The sequence below is a fragment of the Affinirhizobium lemnae genome (assembly GCF_022968395.1).
In the GTDB taxonomy this organism is placed as follows: domain Bacteria; phylum Pseudomonadota; class Alphaproteobacteria; order Rhizobiales; family Rhizobiaceae; genus Neorhizobium; species Neorhizobium lemnae.
The window spans coordinates 58440-78629 of record NZ_JALJQZ010000008.1; the positions used below are offsets into that span (position 1 = coordinate 58440).

Here is a 20190-nt window from a genome sequence, read left to right on the forward strand (position 1 = left end):
ATGGAGAACAGAGTTTCCGATGAGCGAGCATGACATGAAGCTGGTGGTCGTGGGCGCCGCAGGGCGTATGGGCCAGACACTGATCCGCATCATTCAGGAAACCAAGGGTGCGAAACTTCATGCGGCGGTGGAGCGGGAAGGTTCGCCCTTCATCGGCAAGGATGCAGGCGAGCTGGCGGGTGCCGGCTTCATCGGCGTTCCGGTGACATCTGATCCACTCGAAGCCTTCCTGCATGCCGATGGCGTTCTGGATTTCACCTCACCTGCCGCCAGCGTCAATTTCGCCGGTCTGGCCGCACAGGCGCGGATCGTCCATGTGATTGGAACGACGGGCTGTGCGCAGGCGGACGAGGACAAATTCCAGGCCGCCGCACGCCATGCCCGGATCGTCAAATCCGGCAATATGAGCCTTGGCGTGAACCTTCTCGGTGTCCTGGCGGAGCAGGCTGCCCGTGCGCTTCCCGCCGAGGGCTGGGACATCGAAGTGCTGGAAATGCACCACAAGCACAAGGTGGATGCCCCTTCCGGCACAGCCCTTCTGCTTGGCGAGGCGGCAGCGAAGGGCCGGAAAATTGCTTTGAAATACCATTCGGTGCGCGTACGCGATGGCCATACCGGCCCGCGTGAGGCTGGCTCCATAGGATTTGCCACGCTGCGTGGCGGCTCGGTTATTGGCGAACATTCGGTTCTTTTTGCCGGCGAGGGGGAAATCGTCACGCTCTCGCACAGTGCGGGAGACCGCTCGATTTTTGCCCGTGGTGCCGTGGCCGCAGCCCTGTGGGCCCATCCGCAAAAGCCAGGTTTCTATACCATGCTCGATGTTCTCGGGCTCAACAGCTGATCACCCTTATATCTGGAGGAATTCATGAGCGGAACTCTCGTACTCGTCCGTCACGGACAGAGTGACTGGAACCTGAAAAACCTGTTCACCGGCTGGAAGGACCCTGAACTGACCGAGCTTGGCGTGCAGGAAGCCACCGCAGGCGGACAGGCGCTGGCGGAAACTGGCATCAAGTTCGATATCGCCTTTACCTCCGAACTGAAGCGCGCACAGGAAACCTGCCGCATTGTTCTGGAAAAGGTCGGTCAGAGCGGTCTGGAGACGATCCGCGATCTCGCCCTCAACGAGCGTGACTATGGCGATCTTTCTGGCCTGAACAAGGACGATGCACGTGCAAAGTGGGGCGAAGAGCAGGTGCATATCTGGCGCCGTTCCTACGACATTCCGCCTCCGGGTGGCGAATCCCTGCGTGACACCGGTGCTCGCGTATGGCCCTATTACCTGACCGAGATCCTGCCGCGCGTCTTGAAGGGACAGACGGTACTGGTGGCGGCGCATGGCAATTCTCTGCGTTCGCTCGTCATGGTTCTGGATCGGCTTTCGAAGGAAGAGATCCTGAAACTGAACCTCGCGACCGGCGTGCCCATGGTCTACAAGCTGAACGCTGATTCGACCGTTGCGTCAAAGCAGGTGCTTGGCGATATGTCTGGCGCGCACTGACGCGCCGTTAGATGAGAGCGGCCCCGCGATTGCTCGACGGGGCCGCTTGCCATCCGGATCAGGGGATTCATCCGGAGGAAGGAAGAGGACGGATTTTGCACGCATCTGCACCGCTTCCGGGAAATTTACTCGAAACTTTTACTTGGCGTACCAGTAGGCAGTAAGCACGCCGCTCGCCGCAAAGACTGCCATGAAGGTTGCCATCAGGATTTCTGCATCCATCGTCATTCTCCTTCTGTTTGCGTGATAATGCACAAACAAAGCATTTGGTTGCGATGAGGCTCTGGATTTCATTTCAGCCAGCAACATAAGTTGCATAGGGCTGTGAGATAAATGTCATAAACATCCTGTTTGTAGAGCAGATTATCGATCCGACAGAACAGGTCATCACCCCGCATGCGCAATGCCATCTATTTCTCGCCGCCAGAAACTCATGCTTTGACGAAGACCGCGAGCGCCTGGCTGGGACGCAGCGCCTTTGGAGCGCTCTCCGCTGAAGCCTTTACTGCGGGATTATCGGTAGAAGAGCACCGGCAGCTGACTTCGGAACCAGCTCGCTATGGATTTCATGCAACCTTGAAAGCGCCTTTCCTTCTGCCGCAGGACCGAACGCAAGGGGCGTTGGAGATCTTCTTCGACGAGTTCTGCAGCAGGCAGGCGCCGACGCTGGTGCCGCGGCTCGAACTGACGGAGATCGGCCCCTTCTTCGCCCTGACCTGCGGCGGGAGTGCGGAAGGGATCAACAGTCTCTGCAACGAGGTGGTTGAAGCATTCGAACCGTGGCGCGCACCGCTGACCCCTGAGGATATGGCGCGCCGGAAGCCGGAGCGATTGAGCGAGCGCCAGCGGGACCTGCTGGAGCGCTGGGGCTATCCTTACGTCTTCGAGGAATTCCGGTTTCACATGACGCTGACTGGACCTGTCGAGGAAGGCAGCAAGTCCAAGGTCCGGGACATCCTACAGACTGTCTTCTCGGAGCATCTTGGCATGCCGCTGCCCATTGAGCATCTGGGTCTTTTCGTTGAAGCGGAGCGCGGTGCACCCTTTACGGTGGTTCGCCACGCTGAGCTGCGCGGCATGGGGGATCGTCCATGAGCCACGAGCAAGTGTTTACCAATGCACGGATCGTCCTGCCGGAGAGTGTCATCAGCGGTGCAGTGGTCATCCGCGACGGGCTGATTGCCGAAATCAGCGAATCCCCAACCCGGACCGGCGAAGATCTGGACGGGGATTATCTCATTCCCGGACTGGTGGAACTGCACACCGACCACCTCGAAACGCATTATGCACCTCGTCCGGGGGTGAAATGGGATCTGACGGCCGCCTTGCAGGCGCATGATGCACAGATCGCCACCTCTGGTATCACCACGGTCTTCGATTGCCTGCGGTTGGGCTCGGATGAAGCCGGTGGGTTCGCACGCGGCGAAATGCGCGAACTGGCCAATGTCATCGAAAAGGCGCAAAATGAAGGCCGATTGAGAGCGCAGCATTTCCTGCATTTACGCTGCGAAGTACCGTGTCCGGACGTGCTGGAGCAGTTCTCGGATTTCGAGGGCGATCCGAATGTGCGCCTAGCATCCCTGATGGATCATGCACCTGGGCAGCGGCAGTTTCAGACGCTGGAGCAATACATCTTCTTCTACAAGACAAAGCGGGGGTTAGATGACGAAGCATTCCAGGCGTTTACGCGCCGCAGGATGGAAGCTTCCGCGCGCTATTCGGCCAGACACCGCGATGCTCTGGCGGAGCGCTGCGCCGCCAATGGCATCTTTGTAGCAAGCCATGACGATGCCACCCTTGCGCATGTGGATGAAGCAATTAGCCATGGAGTGCGGCTTGCGGAATTCCCCACGAGCATCGAAGCGGCGGAGGCGTCGCATGCGGCGGGTCTAAGCGTTTTGATGGGCGCGCCGAATGTCGTGCGCGGCAAATCGCACTCCGGAAACATTGCGGCGCGCGACTTGGCGGAGCGCGGCCTGCTGGATGTTCTTTCTTCAGATTACGTACCCTTCAGCCTATTGCATGCTCCGTTCATTTTGGCGGAGACGGTTGATGGCCTTGACTTGCCACGCGCCATTTCAATGGTGACGAAAGCCCCAGCTGATGCGGTGGGTCTGACGGATCGAGGCCGGATCGCCGAGGGCGCCCGGGCGGATCTCGTTCGGGTGCATTGGGTTAGCGGCGCCCCGGTCAGTCGCGCTGTATGGCGCAACGGCAAGCGGATCGCTTAGAGCGTTCAGGGCTCAATGGAATCGTTCTGCCGTGCTCGGTTTCAGTCAGGATCAAGGCTTTTGGCGAAGGGCATACCCGCAAGGTACGATCGAGACAAAAGCCGCAGATAATGGCTGAAAATGATCCGGCACTCCGGGTTTGAGATGGCGGGTCATCTGCTTTGTCGCAGGGCTTGGCCGTATGCTGAGGCTACGACACGCGCCCTTCTCCTCGCATCTGCTCCCGCCCTCCCAAATAGAACTGTTTCCATTTAACCCTGAAGCGCTCTATGATCAAAACGCGAATTTTGGTCCCAGGCCTGTCAGCCTTGCGTCGGCTCGTGCAGAACCATCATACACATAATGAGTTTCTCTATGTTGGCTTAGGGTCTTTTGATACTGAGGGTTTGGAACTCGGTCTGCGAAAGAATGGTTCTGCTTCAGGAGCGAGGCTCCAGGAAGGGCCAAACCCTGATTGAGTTTTGAAACCCAGCAACCGTATGCCCGATATTTCGATGGAAAACCTGGACGCGTAGCCCCTTTGAACAAGCTTGCGGAAGCCCCGATGAGGCCGGTCAATGCGCCTCGTCCCAGTTGGAGGCGGCACGCGCATCGACTTTCAAAGGAACCTTAAGTTCGAGCGCCGGGAGAGCTGCGTTTTCCATCGTATGAACGATGACCGGCATAGCGACATCCACCGCCTCGTCTTCCACTTCAAAAATCAGCTCGTCGTGGACCTGCAGCAACATTCGGACCTTCTCGTCCAAACCAGCTTTAGCAAGCGCCGGTTCGATCTGCACCATGGCACGGCGGATGATATCCGCCGCTGAGCCCTGGATCGGCGCGTTAATTGCTGCGCGCTCGTTGAACGCTCTTACCGAAGGGTTGGACGACTTGATCTCCGGATAGTGGGCGCGGCGTCCGAAAATGGTTTCGACATAGCCGTTCTCCCGCGCAAACGCTTTCGTGCTCTCCATGTAGTCGCGAATGCCGGGGAAGCGCTCGAAGTATTTCTTGATGTAGTCGCCGGCTTCTGAGCGTTCGATGGAAAGCTGGTTGGCAAGACCGAAAGCTGAAATGCCGTAGATGATGCCGAAGTTGATTGCTTTTGCGCGGCGACGAACCTCGGAGGGCATGCCTTCCACCGGCACGCCGAACATTTCAGAAGCTGTCATCGCGTGAATATCGATCCCCTCGGCAAAGGCCTGACGAAGCTGTGGGATGTCGGCGACATGTGCGAGAACACGCAGTTCGATCTGGCTGTAGTCAGCCGAAAGCAGCTTGTGTCCGGGCGTCGAAATGAAGGCGGTGCGGATCTTGCGGCCTTCCGCATTGCGCACCGGAATGTTCTGCAGGTTCGGCTCGGAGGAAGAGAGGCGACCCGTGGTGGTGGATGCGAGAGAATAGCTCGTATGTACTCTCTTCGTCTCCGGATGGACATAAGAGGGCAGGGCATCCGTATAGGTGCTCTTGAGCTTGGTCAGCTGGCGCCAGTCCACGATCTTGCGCGGCAGGGGCTCGCCCTGCGCTGCCAGATCTTCCAGAACCTGCGCCGACGTGGACCATTGCCCGGTCTTGGTTTTGGAGCCGCCGGGAAGGCCCATTTTGCCGAACAGGATATCGCCCAGCTGCTTCGGCGAGCCGATATTGAAGCGCTCGCCCGCCAGCTCATAGATCTCGTCCTCGAAGCTTGCCGCCTTTTGCGCCAGTTCGCCGGAAAGGCGCGACAGGATCTGCCGGTCGATGGTGATGCCGCGCTCTTCCATATGAGCGAGAACCGGCACGAGCGGACGCTCCAGCCGCTCATAGACGCGGGTGAGGCCGGCAGCGGCCAGCCGCGGCTTCAGGGTCAGCCAGAGACGTAGCGTCACATCGGCATCTTCGGCGGCATAGGCGGTGGCCTTGTCGATGTCGACATAATCGAACGTCACGGCGGATTTCCCGCTGCCAGCCACATCCTTATAGGGGATCGGCGTGTGGCCAAGCCAGCGCTCCGAAAGCGCATCCATACCGTGATTGCCAGCACCCGCTTCCAGCACATAGGAAATGAGCATGGTATCATCGAAGCCCTGCAGCGTGATGCCGTGGCGCTTCATGACGAGATAGTCGTATTTGAGGTTTTGCGCGACCTTCAGGACAGACGGATCTTCCAGCAGCTCCTTCAGGAGCGCCAGAGCCTCTGCCATCGGCACCTGGTTCTCGACAAGCTTCACGCCATCGCTGAACAGATCGTCGGCACCCGCCTTGTGCGCCAAAGGCAGATAGGCCGCGCGGATCTCGTTCGCGTTCGGCTGTTGGGTATTGTCCTGAACGGCAAGCGAGACACCCACCAGTCCCGCCTGCATGGGATCAAGCGAAGTCGTTTCCGTATCAAAGGCCACGATGCCCGTTTCGCGGGCAGCAGCGATCCAGAGCTTCAGGTTTTCGACCGTGCGGATCGTTGCATAGGAGCCATGGTCGATCTTGTGACCGGAAAAGGCCTCATGCCTCTGCGCCGCCAGATCCATGGCCCGTGCGCCATCCGCCGAGGAAGCAGAGGAGGGCTTGGCGGACGCTTTCGCAGCCATCGGCGTTTCCGCATCCTGACCCTCGGCCACGCCCGGATCGAGATCCGGTCCATGGGCTGTTGCCCCCCATTCGACCGGCACTTCCGCAGGCTCGATGGCAGACGCATCGCAATCACAGGTCTCTGCAACGCGACGGGTCAGCGTTGTGAATTCCATGGCCTTCAGGAAGGCGACGAGTTTCGGTCCGTCCTGTTTTTCCAGAACCAGCTCTTCGAGACCAAGCTCCAGCGGCACATCCGTGCGAAGCGCCACCAACTGGCGGGAAAGACGGGCGAGATCCGCATTGGCGACAATGTTTTCGCGTCGCTTGACCTGTTTGATCTCCGAGGCCCGGGTCAATAGGGTTTCGAGATCGCCGAATTCTTCCAGAAGCTGAGCGGCCGTCTTGGGCCCAATTCCGGGAATGCCGGGTACGTTGTCGGTCGAATCGCCGGTCATCGCCTGAAGATCGATCATCTTTTCGGGCGGCACGCCCCATTTCTCGATGACATCGGGAATGCCGATCTGCTTGTCCTTCATCGCGTCGTACATATGCACGTTGGGCGTGACGAGCTGCATCAGGTCCTTGTCGGAGGAAACGATGGTGACATCGGCGCCGATGGCCTCTGCCGCACGGGCATAGGTCGCGATGATGTCGTCCGCCTCGAACCCTTCCGTCTCGACGCAGGGCAGATTAAAGGCGCGCGTCGCGTGGCGGATCAGACCGAATTGCGGGATCAGGTCCTCCGGCGGGGCCGAGCGGTTCGCCTTGTAGAGAGGGTAGATTTCCTTGCGAAAGGTCGTCGACGAGTAGTCGAAGATGACGGCGAGATGCGTCGGCGTCACTCCGACATCGGTGTTGCGCGCATCGCGCAAGAGCTTCCACAGCATGTTGCAGAAGCCTGAGACCGCATTGACGGGCAGGCCGTCCGACTTGCGGTTCAGGGGAGGGATGGCGTGAAAGGCGCGGAAGATGAAACCCGAACCGTCAACGAGGAAGAGATGATCGCCTGTTTTCATGGAAGGATGGATAGCGCGACAGCGGCAAAAGGTCCATCGGCGAGACCGGCTCGGCCACGTTTTAATCAGGGTTCAACGCCGGATTATCTGAATTGCCTTTAGTCCAACGATCACCGCAACGTTACCTCGTTGTCATCGAGCCTCGCCTTGAATCTGCTCGATACGGAAACCATCTCAATAGTACCGGCGATTGATCACGCCGCAGCCTGACCGCTGGCTCGTCCCCCGCCGCGGCAGGCCGGGCAAAGGCTCATCCCCCCTCTCCGGGCCTTTGTCCCTCCATTCCGCCACGACCGTCCCCCTCCCCGGTCGTGGCGGTTTCACGTTCGGCAAATCCCCTTTTAAAAGCCTCAAAAAAGCATACGGTGCTATGTAACTGCTGCCCGAATCATATGGCTGTTGCTCGGCAGGCGGATGGCCTAGACCGTCGGGCAGAGAGAGGTCGTCAAAACAGGCTCAGGGATGCCATGGCATTTGAACGCTCGGATTCTGCGCTGTATCTTGCCACGCAACTGGCCAAGGGGCTTTCTCGCGCCTTGCAGAAACGGGCAACGGCGCTGGGTTTCTCCCCAGGCCAGTTTCCAGTGCTTCTGTCTCTCTGGCACGAGGACGGACTGACCCAGCGCCAGCTTCTCGACCGGCTGGATGTCGAGCAGGCAACACTGGCAAATACGCTGGCGCGTATGGAGCGCGATGGCCTGATCCATCGAACGCCGCATCCCACCGACCGGCGTGCCCAGATCATTATTCTGACGGAACACGGTCGTTCGCTGGAACGTCTGGCGATCGACGCCGCAGCCCATGCGGATGATGAGGTCTTTGCCGGGTTTCGTCGTTTCGAGCGAGAACTGTTGATGGAATACATGCGCATGGCCATCGCCAATGCGCGCAGGCTGGACGATGCTCCGGAGCCGGGTCGCTCCTGAATTTCTGTGTACGCCCGGTTTCTTCTCGGTACGGATCGGTCTAGGTTCAGGCCTTCGCAATTTAGTAAGAGCTGATCTCCATGACCGATCTCACTCCTGTTCTCGACCGGGCGGACAAGAACCTCGACAAAAGCCTTGAGCGCCTTTTCGAACTGGTGCGCATTCCCTCGATCTCTACCGATCCATCCTACAAGGCCGATTGCCGAAAGGCCGCCGAGTGGCTGGTGTCGACGCTCACGGAACTGGGGTTCACGGCTTCGGTTCGCGATACCCCCGGCCACCCGATGGTGGTCGCCCACCATGAGGCCGGTCGTGCCGATGCGCCGCATGTGCTGTTCTACGGTCACTATGACGTCCAGCCGGTCGATCCGCTGGAACTTTGGGAAAACGATCCGTTTGCTCCAGCCATCAAGGAGCTCGAAGGTGGCCGCAAGATCATCACTGGTCGCGGCACCTCCGACGACAAGGGCCAGTTGCTGACCTTCCTCGAAGCCTGCCGCGCCTACAAGGACACTGTCGGCTCCCTGCCGGTGAAGATCACCATCCTGTTCGAGGGTGAAGAGGAGTCCGGCTCTCCGTCGTTGAAGCCATTTCTGGAGGCGAACCGGGATGAGCTGAAGGCGGAGTATGCGCTCGTTTGCGACACGGGGATGTGGGACGCGCAAACGCCCGCAATCGCCGCGACCCTTCGCGGTCTCGTCGGAGAAGAAGTCACGGTGCAAGCTGCCGATCGTGACCTGCATTCCGGCCTGTTCGGCGGCGCTGCTGCGAACCCGATCCACATCCTGACGACTGCGCTTGCCGGCCTTCGGGATGAAACAGGCCGCATCACGCTTCCCGGCTTTTATGATGATGTCGAGGAAACGCCGGAAAACATCAAGGCAAGCTGGGGAACGCTCGGTCGCGATGCCAAAAGTTTCCTCGGCGAAGTTGGCCTGTCCGAACCATCCGGCGAGAAGGGCCGCTCCGTCCTGGAACTCACCTGGGCGCGCCCGACCTGCGAGGTCAATGGAATCTGGGGTGGCTACACAGGCGAAGGGTTCAAGACGGTCATTGCCGCCAAGGCGTCCGCCAAGATCTCCTTCCGACTTGTGGGAACACAGGACCCTGAAAAGATCCGCGAGAGTTTCCGCGCCTATATCCGCTCAATGATCCCCGCAGATTGCTCGGTGGAATTTCATGAGCATGGCGGGTCGCCTGCCATCCAGCTGTCTTATGACTCGCCCGTGCTGACGAAGGCGAAGGCGGCTCTTTCCGACGAATGGCCAAAGCCTGCCGTCATCGTCGGCATGGGTGGCTCGATCCCGATCGTCGGCGACTTCCAGACCTATCTTGGAATGGATTCCCTGCTGGTTGGTTTCGGCCTGATCGATGACCGAATTCATTCGCCGAACGAGAAGTACGATCTCAATTCCTTCCACAAGGGCATCCGCTCCTGGGTGCGTATTCTTGCGGCTCTTTGATGCAGAGAGAAAACGAAGACTGCGTTCTTGCCGATCGCAGTCTTCAAAAACCTGAAGCGTTCAAAAACAAAAAGGCCGGGACGAACCCGACCTTTTATCTGCCTATTTCGCTCTGCCAGTACATCCGTGGTCAGTTTGCAAAACAGGTCCGGCATTTCGACGGCGCCGACCTAAATCAGCGCTTCTATATCTTCATGGTCTCTCAAGAAGGTAAACGTTCGGTTAATGAAACCGTAGACCTTCGAAAGGCAACGCAGCCGTGAGGCTGGCGGAAGATCGCGTCGTCATGCCGCTTGATTCTGAAATGGGAATGGCGCCCCGCGATTGCAAGGGCGCCATTCAAAAACAAATCCGAATAGACAGATAAAGCTATCAGGCTGCCTTCAGGCTGTCAGCCGAAACGCGGCCCGAACGACGGTCGGTGACCAGTTCGTAAGCGATCTTCTGGCCGTCCTTAAGGCCAGCCATGCCAGCGCGCTCAACAGCAGAGATATGAACGAAAACGTCGGCAGCGCCATCATCAGGCTGGATGAAGCCGAATCCCTTGGTTGCGTTGAACCACTTTACAGTACCAGTAGCCATTACGAAGTCCTTTCTTTCGCAACGTTGACTTTGTTCCGTGCCCGAAGGCGCGAAACGTGGAAGGTCGTATTTGAAGGAAAGGTCGTCGTAAGCGCAGTCAGCGCTGTAGTGCCGCTTGTCAAACAAATATCGATGTCAGGGAGTTAGCCTCGCCACGCCGCCTGTGTCAAGGCTGACGAAATATCACAACTCCCACATAAAAATAGCAGAAGCCCGGCGTGGGAGGAGGATACGCCGGGCTTCAGATACTGACCAACAACTGGGAGGAGGAGGTGTTGTTGGTCCCGTCGGCAAACACTGGGAGGAGGAGTGCGTTTGCCGATGACCCTAAGATAATACAGGAAAGCTTAAAAAACAGTCAAGATTTTGCAGTGCAGCATTGCGTTTTTCGCATGGCTTCTCTGGACTTGCGCTCAACGGGTGTTCTAGATAGCGTGACGATATGAGCCTTCAGTCCGTCAAAGTTTTCTTCGCCGCCCATGCTCCTGATATTTCGGTTATAGAGACCGAAGCCAGTTCGGCTACTGTCACCCTTGCCGCCGAGGCGCATGGGGTCGATCCGGACCAGATCGCCAAGACAATCTGCCTGAGGGCGGGGGATGAGGTTGTGCTCCTCGTCGCCTCAGGGACGAGCCGTCTTGACAATCGGAAATTCAGGGACCGGTTTGGGGTTAAGCCGCGCATGCTGGACGCAGAGGAGGTGCTGGCACGCACAAGCCATCCTGTCGGAGGTGTCTGCCCTTTCGGTGTGGCAGAACCCTTGCAGATCTACTGCGACGAGTCGCTGCGACGGTTTGACATAGTTGTTCCAGCAGCCGGCGCAACCAATGCCGCCGTTAAAATTTCACCACAAAAAATGGCGGAGTTGACCTCCGCCATTTGGGTTGATGTCTGCCAGCCGCCGAAGGCGCAGGGGGAATAGGCTTCGCCGAAGGCGCAGGGGGAATAAGCTTCGCCGAAGGCGCCAGAAGCTTAGCTGTAGTAGCGACGATACCAGGCTTGCTTCTGTTCAAACGAGTTCGAACCGACAAGATAGCCGAGAGCAAAGAACACTCCGCCGACAACCGTTAGAAGGGTTCCGGCAGTTGCGGGATGCTCGCGAATGACGCCAGCAACGGATGTAGCTTCTTCCTGGGCGTACCGGGCCGCATCGCTCGCCTTTTCTTTGACGGTATCATAGGCCTCGGCGCCAAAATTACCCAGCGATGCGCGAATGCTATCCATCTCCTGGCGCAGTGCAGACAATTCGTTACGCAGAGCATCGTCGGTCCCGCTGGCAATGCGCTGGTCACGTGCTTCAAGCGACCCTTCTCTTCCGGCTTCGATCATGACGCGATCTCCTTGTTCATCAACCTCAAAAGACGCCGGTTAACTACCAAGCCCGTGATAGGTTCCTTGTGACCCGTTCTCATCGTAAGCTTTTGTGATCAGCCCCTGTTCGGGCAAGGGTTGAGTCCGACGCAGATGGGCTACAATTCAACCCGCAGTAAATTGCGGCTTATCGGCTTTGAGCCATCGCCTCTGCCAACGCCGCCAGAGCTTCCTTTTCATCCATTCCCTTTTGTAGAGAATTGACCAGTATAAGCGCCAGTGCTTCGCCGTCCGGACTGTCCTTGCTGATCTGGTACTGTTGGCAAGCAGTATCAAAAACTTGTTGCAGGAGGGTCAATTGCGCGGGGCCGACAGGACGTCGTATCTGTTTGGAATGCAACTGAACCTCCATCCGTCGGTGGCAGTCTTCCAGAGCTGCCGTCAGATCATCCAATCACAAGCTTTTTGCTGTCCGTGATGGCGCTAATACGCAAGAGCGTTTTCGTGCCGTAAGAACGTAACATTGTGATTAGGTAACGGTTATATGTATTTGTTGTCCTTTCGAAGGCAACTAGCATTCTTTGTAGATGATTTAGCGCAGGCTCATAATTTTCCTGTACCAGATGCATACATCCAGAGGGATCTATTGCGGGTCAGCCGTTTTTACACTTTGAAAGTGTAATTGGTTGTAGATTTCATTGTTCTGCAACCAATCGCGCAAGCCTAGAGGCCTTGCTGATGTGAACTAGCTTTAACGCCCCCTTAAATCGCCGCATTTAGCTTGCAAGGCGGCGAGAAATGATGGTGTCTGTGGAGCAACTATCTCTTGCGTCGTTTCCTTTGGCACAAGACAGCCATAATGGACCACCAGCAACCGGGGAGCATGACCAGGAGATATGGCATCGGGCAAGAGACCGCGTGAACGCGTCGAGCCATCTTTTGGCGCCGACCAGGACAATGATCCGAGCGAACTGCGGCTGGGCGCGGGCGAACGGATCGTTGGTCACTTATCCCGTAAGTCGAAGCGTGTTCTTGTCGAAAACGTCGATAAAGATGACGACGGCGAGGAAGAGGAGATAGTGCCTCGCACGCGGCGCACGTCAAAAGCGGCGAAGGCAAAACGACGGTCCCGCGAGCGACGCGGCGGTGGCTTCTTCGGTGTAATCCGCTCATTGATCTACTGGTGCATCGTTTTGGGCATTTGGGCCGGAATCGCGGTCGGCGGTGTGGTTATCTATTTCGCCGCTCAGATGCCGAGTGCAAGCACCTGGTCGATCCCCGACCGTCCTCCCAATGTGAAGATCACCGCTCTCGATGGAACGCTGGTCGCCAATCGCGGTACCACCGGAGGCGAGGCGATCGCGCTCGAGGAGATGTCGCCCTATCTGCCGCAAGCCGTCATGGCCATAGAAGACAGACGCTTCTACTACCATTTTGGCGTGGATCCTCTTGGTCTAGCACGCGCCTTCATCAACAATCTGACGGGTCGCAGCATTCAGGGCGGTTCGACGCTGACCCAGCAACTAGCCAAGAATCTGTTTCTATCGCCGGAGAGGACATTCGAGCGGAAGATCCAGGAGGTACTTCTGTCTTTTTGGCTTGAGCATAAGTTCACCAAGGATCAGATTCTGGCGATGTATCTGAACCGGATGTATTTCGGTTCCAACGCCTATGGCGTGGAGGCGGCGTCCCAGCGATTTTTCAACAAGTCGGCCCGTGACGTGAACCTTGCGGAAGCTGCCACACTTGCCGGTCTTCTAAAGGCGCCCAGCCGTCTTTCTCCAGCTCGCGACCCGAAAGCGGCCGAAGAGCGGGCGCAAGTCGTATTGGGTGCCATGCGTGAGGAAGGTTATGTGACCGCTGAGGAAGCAAAGACCGCCATGTCGCAGCCGCCGGCAAAGGCACGTTCCTACTGGTCCGGAGCCGAGCATTACGCAGCCGACATGGTGATCGACGAGGTCAAGGCGCTCATTGGTGATGTGAAGACGGACATCAACGTTCAAACGACCCTGGACATGCGGCTGGAAAAGCAGGCGGAAGCCGCACTGACCGCCGCGCTGGACAAGGAAGGCCGCAAGGTCAACGCGTCCCAGGCGGCTCTCGTTTCGGTGGATGCGAGCGGAGCCATCCGCGCCGTGGTTGGTGGGCGAGATTATACCGATAGCCAGTTCAATCGCGCGGCCAAGGCCAAACGCCAGCCGGGCTCTGCCTTCAAGCCCTTCGTCTATGCCGCGGCCCTTGAGGCCGGTTACAGGCCCGACACCCTGATGAATGACGAGCCGGTCAGGATCGGCAACTGGACGCCAGAAAACTATGACCAGAAATATCGCGGCCAAGTCACCCTCTCGACCGCGCTCGCCCACTCGCTGAACACGATTGCGGCCCAGCTCGTGATGCAGGTCGGTCCGAAGAATGTTATTTCAGTCGCGCACCGGCTGGGCATTGATTCCGATCTGCAGGAAAACGCATCCATCGCGCTTGGAACATCGGAAGTCTCGCTGGTGGAGCTGACCTCGTCCTACGCGGCCTTCATGAACGGGGGCATGAAGGCAACACCGCATCTGGTGACCCGCATCACCGATACGAGCGGCAAGGTTCTTTACGAGGCAGACTATTCCAACCCGCCGCGCGTGCTGAGCGAACAGGTTGTGGCCAATCTGAACGGCATGCTGAACCGCGTGATGACGGAGGGTACGGGTCGTGCGGCGCAGCTCTCCAAATGGCAGGCGGCGGGCAAATCCGGTACGACGCAATCGTTCCGAGACGCGATCTTCGTGGGTTTCACCAGCACCATGACGACGGGCATCTGGTTCGGCAATGACGATGGGACGCCGATGAAGAAGGTGACCGGCGGCGGACTGCCCGCCCGCGCCTGGAAGACTTACATGACGGCAGCGCTTGAGGGCTACAAGCCGACGCCTCTCTTTGGCGTTGGCATCCAGCCCGCCAAGCCGGAGCCGCAGACAACCTTGAGCGATATCATTTCCGGTGTTCTCCCGGGTGTTGGTGGGTCGCGCGACGATTTCCCGCCCGCACCGGATGCGCCGCCGGAAGATGTGCCCGTACAGGGCCAGGCACGCTATCCGGCAGCGCCGCAGCCGGTCCAGCAGGGATCTCCAGTACAACCGCAGCAGCCCGTGACACGGGAACCTGCAATGCGCGAACCTGCTCAACGGGCGCCCGCCCAGCGTGATCCAGCCCCTGTGGACCGACGCCAGCAGGCGGTTCAACCGAACTATCCGCCTGGAACCATTCCCGATTACAGGGCTCACGATGGCGGGCAGATGGTGCCTCCGGCCGATGTACCAAATCGAGGCTACCAGGACTATCGCCAGTATCGCGGACCCTATGACGATCATATCCCGCCGGATGCCGTTCTCGAAGGCCGGGCTCCACCCGATGCGGTGCTGGAAGGGCCTGTTCCGCCGGGGGATGTGGGGGGAAGCAGTCGTCGCGGACAGCCACGCGAATCGACACTTTTCGACATCATCATGGGCCAATAGAGACCGCTGGATTGAAGCTTGCTTTTCCCGTAGCTCTTCTCGCGACGCAAGTGCCCTTGCGCGAGGCTTGATCCGCTGCGCATTCCGAATTTTTTGCGCAAGACCGGTGACTTTCCTGCCTTGCAGTCGGAAAAAGCGGTCCTTATATACGCCGCATGACAGCAGCCGATGCTGCGAAACCATCCCAGTCGAGGAACTGTCAGTGGAATGCCTTGAGAAGGGGTTCCGACAGTTCGCTTAAAGGAGAGAGAAGAAATGGCAAAAGTAATTGGCATCGACCTTGGCACGACCAACTCCTGCGTTTCCGTCATGGACGGCAAGGACGCGAAGGTGATCGAGAATGCCGAAGGCGCACGTACCACGCCGTCCATGGTTGCATTCAGCGATGATGGCGAGCGTCTGGTCGGCCAGCCGGCCAAGCGTCAGGCTGTAACAAATCCCACGAACACGCTGTTTGCCGTCAAGCGCCTGATCGGTCGCCGCTATGACGACCCGACGGTTGAGAAGGACAAGGGCCTCGTCCCTTACGAAATCTCCCGCGGTGACAATGGCGATGCCTGGGTGAAGGCCAATGGCAAGGGCTATTCTCCTTCGCAGATCTCCGCCATGATCCTTCAGAAAATGAAGGAAACGGCCGAAGCCTATCTCGGCGAAAAGGTCGAAAAGGCCGTCATCACCGTTCCGGCCTACTTCAACGATGCCCAGCGTCAGGCCACCAAGGATGCAGGTCGCATCGCAGGTCTTGAAGTCCTGCGCATCATCAACGAGCCGACGGCTGCCGCACTTGCCTATGGTCTCGACAAGAAGGACGGCAAGACGATCGCCGTTTACGACTTGGGTGGCGGTACGTTTGATATCTCCGTTCTCGAAATCGGTGACGGCGTCTTCGAAGTGAAGTCCACTAACGGCGACACCTTCCTCGGCGGTGAAGACTTCGACATGCGTCTGGTCGAGTATCTCGCAGGCGAATTCAAGAAGGACAGCGGCATCGACCTGAAGGGCGACAAGCTGGCGCTTCAGCGTTTGAAGGAAGCTGCAGAAAAGGCAAAGATCGAGCTGTCCTCCTCGCAGCAGACCGAAATCAACCTGCCGTTCATCACGGCGGATGCATCCGGTCCGAAGCACCTGACGATGAAGCTTACCCGCGCCAAGTTCGAAAGCCTGGTCGATGATCTGGTCCAGCGCACCGTGGCGCCGTGCAAGGCCGCCCTCAAGGATGCTGGCGTTTCCGCGTCCGAAATCGACGAAGTCGTTCTCGTCGGTGGTATGAGCCGCATGCCGAAGGTGCAGGAAGTCGTCAAGCAGCTGTTCGGCAAGGAGCCACACAAGGGCGTGAACCCGGATGAAGTGGTCGCCATGGGTGCTGCAATCCAGGCCGGTGTTCTGCAGGGTGACGTGAAGGACGTTCTGCTGCTCGACGTGACCCCGCTGTCGCTCGGCATCGAAACGCTGGGCGGTGTCTTCACCCGTCTGATCGATCGCAACACGACGATCCCGACGAAGAAGAGCCAGACCTTCTCGACCGCTGAAGACAACCAGCAGGCCGTGACGATCCGCGTCAGCCAGGGCGAGCGTGAAATGGCTGCCGATAACAAGCTGCTCGGTCAGTTTGATCTCGTTGGCCTGCCGCCAGCACCCCGTGGCATGCCGCAGATCGAAGTCACCTTCGACATCGACGCCAACGGTATCGTGCAGGTATCCGCGAAGGATAAGGGCACGGGCAAGGAACAGCAGATCCGCATTCAGGCCTCCGGTGGTCTGTCCGACGCCGACATCGAAAAGATGGTGAAGGACGCCGAGGCGCATGCCGAGGAAGACAAGAAGCGCCGCGCTGGTGTTGAAGCCAAGAACCAGGCCGAAAGCCTTGTTCACTCCACCGAGAAGTCTCTCAAGGAGTATGGCGACAAGGTTTCCGAAACGGATCGCAAGGCTATCGAAGACGCGATTGCCAGCGTGAAGACGGCAATCGAAGCCTCTGAGCCGGATGCGGATGACATTCAGGCCAAGACCCAGACGCTTATGGAAGTTTCCATGAAGCTTGGTCAGGCCATCTATGAATCGCAGCAGGCTGAAGCCGGAAACGGAGGCAAGTCCGAAGATGGTGTAGTCGACGCCGACTACGAGGAAATCAAGGACGACAAGAAGTCCGCTTGATGCGAGGCTTCTTCCACCTGGTATAACTGCGTTGAGTATCCGGCTGCCCTCGTGCAGCCGGAATCCTTTCGGGAGCCGCAATCTTCATGGCGAAAGCTGACTATTACGAATTGCTGGGTGTCGGCAAAACAGCGGACGAGAAGGAGCTGAAAAGCGCCTTCCGCAAAATGGCGATGAAGTATCATCCGGACAAAAACCCGGATGACCAGGAAGCCGAGAAGAAATTCAAGGAGATCAACGAGGCTTACGAAACTTTGAAGGATCCCCAGAAGCGCGCAGCCTATGACCGTTTTGGTCATGCAGCCTTCGAACAGGGCGGTATGGGTGGCGGCGGCTTCGGCGGAGGCCAGGGTGGCTTCGGCGCCGGTGGCTTCTCCGATATCTTCGAAGACATCTTTGGCGAGATGATGGGTGGCGGTCGTGCGCGCCGGTCTTCCGGTGGTCGCGAGCGCGGTGCCGATCTTCGCTACAACATGGAAATCACGCTTGAGGAATGCTTCACCGGCAAGACGGCGCAGATCCGCGTTCCAACAGCGGTGACATGCGATGTCTGCACCGGTTCGGGTGCAAAGCCCGGTACGCAACCGAAAACCTGTGGCACCTGTCAGGGTTCCGGTCGCGTACGTGCAAGCCAGGGCTTCTTCTCGGTCGAGCGCACCTGTCCGACCTGCCACGGGCGTGGCCAGATCATTCCCGACCCCTGCACCAAGTGCCACGGCCAGGGCCGGGTGACGGAAGAGCGTTCGCTTTCGGTCAATATTCCGTCGGGCATTGAAGACGGCACACGCATTCGCCTGCAAGGCGAGGGCGAGGCCGGTGCACGTGGCGGTCCATCAGGCGATCTTTACATCTTCCTGTCGGTCAAGCCACACCAGTTCTTCCAGCGCGATGGAGCCGACCTCTATTGCACTGTTCCGATTTCCATGACGACGGCAGCCCTCGGCGGCACCTTCGACGTTGGGACACTGGATGGCACGAAGTCTCGTGTGACGGTGCCGGAGGGGACGCAGCCGGGCAAGCAGTTCCGCCTCAAGGGCAAGGGAATGCCGGTTCTGCGCTCGTCGCAGACAGGTGATCTCTACATCCAGATCCAGATTGAAACCCCGCAGAAGCTCACCAAGCGTCAGCGCGAACTGTTGCAGGAATTCGAGGAGATCTCCTCGAAGGAGAATAACCCGGAATCAACCGGCTTCTTCGCACGGATGAAAGAGTTTTTTGAGGGGTGAGGAGCGACCGGGCGCAAAGCGCCCGGTAAAATCGATCCAGTGAATTGATTGCAGTGGCGAACGCTCTGAGTAGTTCTTTCTTTCGCATTGGCAGGAAAACTGCTTCGCACTTTTCCTGCCAATGCTTTGCAGCGAGGCGCCAGAACACTGTGCCTTATAACCTGGCCTTCATATGCTCCCGCCCTCCCAAACAGAACTGTTTCCATTTAACCCTGAAGCGCTCTAAACCTTCTGTCCGGTGCGGGCGACGAGAGCCGTCAACCGGTCGGTGCCAACACACAAGAACCAATAGATTGCGCCGATAAACAGAAAGATTTCCGTAGGGTAGACCATTGCGCGGTTGTTCACCTGAGCAGCTAGAAAAGACAGCTCCGGCACTCCGACAATGTAGGCAAGCGAAGTATCCTTGATAAGGGTCGCCCACTGATTGACGAATGAGGGCACCACGGCCCGCAGCGCTTGCGGAAGAATGATGAGCCTCAATATCTGTCGCCTCCGCAACCCCAACGCATAACCTGCCTGCCATTGGCCTTGGGCAATGCCATCAATGCCGGCGGACACAGTTCCTGCAAGATAGGAACCTCCGATCAAGGACAGAGCCGCCACGACGGTCGCGATTTCCGGTGGGCGGAAGCCAGTGAGGATCGGCAGCAGGAAGTAGGTCCAGAAGATCAGCATGAGCACGGGAATGGCGCGGAAGAAGCCGAGGACGATCCTAAGACCCTTGCGCGACCAACCGCTGCTGATGCTCAGTGCAATGCCGAGCGTGATGCCGATGACCGCTGAAGCAATGGCGGAAAGAGCCGACATCATGACGGTGAGAGCGAGCCCGCCGACAGGTCCATTCGGCCATGCCCCGATGAGCAGGTAATCCAGATTGTCCAGAATAATGGCGGGGCTCATGTTCCGCTCCCTGCCGTTTCGGGAAGGGAGATACGCATCCTGCGCTTTGAATGGAGGCGGGAGGCAGCAGCTTCGGTGAGGCACACGGCCACAATGTAGAACACTGTTGCGATGCCAAAGGCCTGAAATGTCAGGAAGGTTTCCGTTTCAACCTGCCGCGAAGCATAAGAAAGTTCCGCAACGCCGATGGCCATGGTCAGCGATGTATTTTTTATGGTGTTAAGGTATTGGCCGGTGATTGGCATCCAGGCAAAGGCAACTGCCTGCGGCAGGATGATGAGCCGTAAACACTGAAATTTGTTGAAACCGAGCGCCCTTGCCGTTTCTTCCTGCCCTTTGTCGACCTGATTGATGCCAGCCTGCAGTTCCTCCGCGATATAGCTTCCGGCATAGAGGGTCAGGGCGAAGAAAGCTGCTATTGATTCAAAGCCGGGAAGTCGAAGCGAAACGAATGGCAGGCTGAGGATGTGCGGGGTGTTAAGCCATTGCATGAGGGGTGACGGCAGAAAGGCCGACATGCCGAAGTACCAGAAAAACAGCTGCACAAGCAGAGGTGTGTTGCGCAAGGCGCTGATGATGATGCGGGCTGACGTTGCGAAGACGGAGCGCCCAGAAAGTTTCATACCACAGAGCAGAGCACCGCACACACTGCCAGTAACGCAGACGGCCGCAGACAGGATGAGCGTGACGGCAAAGCCTTCCAACATCCATACGAAGTAGCGCCATGCCATCGGCTCGCCGAAGACGGCGCTAAGAGAACTCAGAGTCATCCGTGCGATTTCATGCTGGGAATGCAAATGGTTGAGGGGTGCCGCATCATGTATGCGACACCCTTCAGTGATGCT

General features: G+C 58.2%; 17 protein-coding genes. 11 read left to right on the forward strand and 6 right to left on the reverse strand.

Annotated elements, in window-relative coordinates; all coding sequences use genetic code 11:
- The first annotated feature begins 19 nt into the window (after positions 1-19).
- The 4 genes from dapB to MUU53_RS07200 all read left to right on the forward strand — a co-directional run bounded on the left by dapB (position 20) and on the right by MUU53_RS07200 (position 3732).
- Positions 20-841, forward strand: coding sequence for a 4-hydroxy-tetrahydrodipicolinate reductase (gene dapB / locus MUU53_RS07185; protein ID WP_247260291.1), 822 nt, complete (start codon positions 20-22; stop codon positions 839-841).
- Positions 842-865: 24 nt separating this feature from the next.
- The gene (locus MUU53_RS07190) at positions 866-1501 is read left to right on the forward strand and encodes a 2,3-bisphosphoglycerate-dependent phosphoglycerate mutase (protein WP_062555013.1); all 636 of its coding nucleotides are present in this window, start codon (positions 866-868) and stop codon (positions 1499-1501) included.
- 396 nt (positions 1502-1897) lie between these two features.
- Positions 1898-2596 carry a DUF1045 domain-containing protein gene (locus MUU53_RS07195; protein ID WP_247260292.1) on the forward strand — a complete coding sequence of 233 codons (699 nt, stop codon included), beginning with the start codon at positions 1898-1900 and terminating at the stop codon, positions 2594-2596.
- Positions 2593-3732 (forward strand): alpha-D-ribose 1-methylphosphonate 5-triphosphate diphosphatase, encoded by a 1140-nt coding sequence (locus MUU53_RS07200; RefSeq protein WP_247260293.1) that lies wholly within the window; start codon positions 2593-2595, stop codon positions 3730-3732. Before MUU53_RS07195 ends, MUU53_RS07200 begins: the two co-directional genes overlap by 4 nt.
- 554 nt (positions 3733-4286) lie before the next feature.
- Here MUU53_RS07200 and polA read toward each other — a convergent pair.
- On the reverse strand, positions 4287-7277 hold the full coding sequence (gene polA / locus MUU53_RS07205; protein WP_247260294.1) for a DNA polymerase I: 2991 nt from the start codon (positions 7275-7277) through the stop codon (positions 4287-4289).
- Positions 7278-7744: 467 nt separating this feature from the next.
- On the opposite strand from polA, the gene MUU53_RS07210 reads away from it, so the two are divergent.
- From MUU53_RS07210 to MUU53_RS07220, 3 genes are all read left to right on the forward strand, one after another.
- On the forward strand, positions 7745-8203 hold the full coding sequence (locus MUU53_RS07210; RefSeq protein WP_247260295.1) for a MarR family winged helix-turn-helix transcriptional regulator: 459 nt from the start codon (positions 7745-7747) through the stop codon (positions 8201-8203).
- Positions 8204-8283: 80 nt separating this feature from the next.
- On the forward strand, positions 8284-9666 hold the full coding sequence (locus tag MUU53_RS07215) for a dipeptidase (RefSeq protein WP_247260296.1): 1383 nt from the start codon (positions 8284-8286) through the stop codon (positions 9664-9666).
- Positions 9666-9929: a hypothetical protein gene (locus tag MUU53_RS07220; RefSeq protein WP_247260297.1), complete on the forward strand. Its 264-nt coding sequence runs from the start codon at positions 9666-9668 to the stop codon at positions 9927-9929. The genes MUU53_RS07215 and MUU53_RS07220 overlap by 1 nt, the downstream gene beginning before the upstream one ends.
- A 109-nt stretch (positions 9930-10038) precedes the next feature.
- Here MUU53_RS07220 and MUU53_RS07225 read toward each other — a convergent pair whose 3' ends face one another.
- Positions 10039-10248: a cold-shock protein gene (locus tag MUU53_RS07225; protein WP_247260298.1), complete on the reverse strand. Its 210-nt coding sequence runs from the start codon at positions 10246-10248 to the stop codon at positions 10039-10041.
- Positions 10249-10690: 442 nt separating this feature from the next.
- Between MUU53_RS07225 and MUU53_RS07230 the strand changes: the two genes are divergently transcribed.
- Complete coding sequence (locus MUU53_RS07230; protein WP_247260299.1) at positions 10691-11170, forward strand: YbaK/EbsC family protein; 480 nt, start codon at positions 10691-10693, stop codon at positions 11168-11170.
- A gap of 50 nt (positions 11171-11220) precedes the next feature.
- Here MUU53_RS07230 and MUU53_RS07235 read toward each other — a convergent pair whose 3' ends face one another.
- Entirely contained in the window at positions 11221-11577 is a 357-nt protein-coding gene (locus MUU53_RS07235; protein ID WP_247260300.1) for a hypothetical protein, read from the reverse strand.
- A gap of 169 nt (positions 11578-11746) precedes the next feature.
- Positions 11747-12013: a hypothetical protein gene (locus MUU53_RS07240; RefSeq protein WP_247260301.1), complete on the reverse strand. Its 267-nt coding sequence runs from the start codon at positions 12011-12013 to the stop codon at positions 11747-11749.
- A 442-nt stretch (positions 12014-12455) separates the two neighbouring features.
- Here MUU53_RS07240 and MUU53_RS07245 point away from each other — a divergent pair, with 442 nt between their 5' ends.
- From MUU53_RS07245 to dnaJ, 3 genes are all read left to right on the forward strand, one after another.
- On the forward strand, positions 12456-15062 hold the full coding sequence (locus tag MUU53_RS07245) for a PBP1A family penicillin-binding protein (RefSeq protein ID WP_247260302.1): 2607 nt from the start codon (positions 12456-12458) through the stop codon (positions 15060-15062).
- A 255-nt stretch (positions 15063-15317) separates the two neighbouring features.
- Entirely contained in the window at positions 15318-17216 is a 1899-nt protein-coding gene (gene dnaK / locus MUU53_RS07250; RefSeq protein WP_062555027.1) for a molecular chaperone DnaK, read from the forward strand.
- An 86-nt stretch (positions 17217-17302) separates the two neighbouring features.
- Positions 17303-18442 carry a molecular chaperone DnaJ gene (gene dnaJ / locus MUU53_RS07255; protein ID WP_247260303.1) on the forward strand — a complete coding sequence of 380 codons (1140 nt, stop codon included), beginning with the start codon at positions 17303-17305 and terminating at the stop codon, positions 18440-18442.
- A gap of 222 nt (positions 18443-18664) precedes the next feature.
- Here dnaJ and MUU53_RS07260 read toward each other — a convergent pair whose 3' ends face one another.
- Together MUU53_RS07260 and MUU53_RS07265 are read right to left on the reverse strand one after the other, a co-directional pair.
- A complete protein-coding gene (locus MUU53_RS07260) occupies positions 18665-19345 on the reverse strand; it encodes an amino acid ABC transporter permease (protein WP_247260304.1) in 681 nt (226 codons plus the stop codon).
- On the reverse strand, positions 19342-20115 hold the full coding sequence (locus MUU53_RS07265) for an amino acid ABC transporter permease (RefSeq protein ID WP_247260305.1): 774 nt from the start codon (positions 20113-20115) through the stop codon (positions 19342-19344). Before MUU53_RS07265 ends, MUU53_RS07260 begins: the two co-directional genes overlap by 4 nt.
- Between the last annotated feature and the right edge of the window lie 75 nt (positions 20116-20190).

Coding starts and splice junctions, on each gene's coding strand:
- dnaK (WP_062555027.1), top strand. CDS start 15,318: ATGGCAAAAGTAATTGGCATCGACCTTGGCACGACCAACTCCTGCGTT.
- polA (WP_247260294.1), bottom strand. CDS start 7,277: ATGAAAACAGGCGATCATCTCTTCCTCGTTGACGGTTCGGGTTTCATC.
- MUU53_RS07195 (WP_247260292.1), top strand. CDS start 1,898: ATGCGCAATGCCATCTATTTCTCGCCGCCAGAAACTCATGCTTTGACG.
- dapB (WP_247260291.1), top strand. CDS start 20: ATGAGCGAGCATGACATGAAGCTGGTGGTCGTGGGCGCCGCAGGGCGT.
- MUU53_RS07215 (WP_247260296.1), top strand. CDS start 8,284: ATGACCGATCTCACTCCTGTTCTCGACCGGGCGGACAAGAACCTCGAC.
- MUU53_RS07200 (WP_247260293.1), top strand. CDS start 2,593: ATGAGCCACGAGCAAGTGTTTACCAATGCACGGATCGTCCTGCCGGAG.
- MUU53_RS07260 (WP_247260304.1), bottom strand. CDS start 19,345: ATGAGCCCCGCCATTATTCTGGACAATCTGGATTACCTGCTCATCGGG.
- MUU53_RS07210 (WP_247260295.1), top strand. CDS start 7,745: ATGGCATTTGAACGCTCGGATTCTGCGCTGTATCTTGCCACGCAACTG.
- MUU53_RS07235 (WP_247260300.1), bottom strand. CDS start 11,577: ATGATCGAAGCCGGAAGAGAAGGGTCGCTTGAAGCACGTGACCAGCGC.
- MUU53_RS07230 (WP_247260299.1), top strand. CDS start 10,691: ATGAGCCTTCAGTCCGTCAAAGTTTTCTTCGCCGCCCATGCTCCTGAT.
- dnaJ (WP_247260303.1), top strand. CDS start 17,303: ATGGCGAAAGCTGACTATTACGAATTGCTGGGTGTCGGCAAAACAGCG.
- MUU53_RS07225 (WP_247260298.1), bottom strand. CDS start 10,248: ATGGCTACTGGTACTGTAAAGTGGTTCAACGCAACCAAGGGATTCGGC.
- MUU53_RS07220 (WP_247260297.1), top strand. CDS start 9,666: ATGCAGAGAGAAAACGAAGACTGCGTTCTTGCCGATCGCAGTCTTCAA.
- MUU53_RS07265 (WP_247260305.1), bottom strand. CDS start 20,115: ATGACTCTGAGTTCTCTTAGCGCCGTCTTCGGCGAGCCGATGGCATGG.
- MUU53_RS07190 (WP_062555013.1), top strand. CDS start 866: ATGAGCGGAACTCTCGTACTCGTCCGTCACGGACAGAGTGACTGGAAC.
- MUU53_RS07245 (WP_247260302.1), top strand. CDS start 12,456: ATGGCATCGGGCAAGAGACCGCGTGAACGCGTCGAGCCATCTTTTGGC.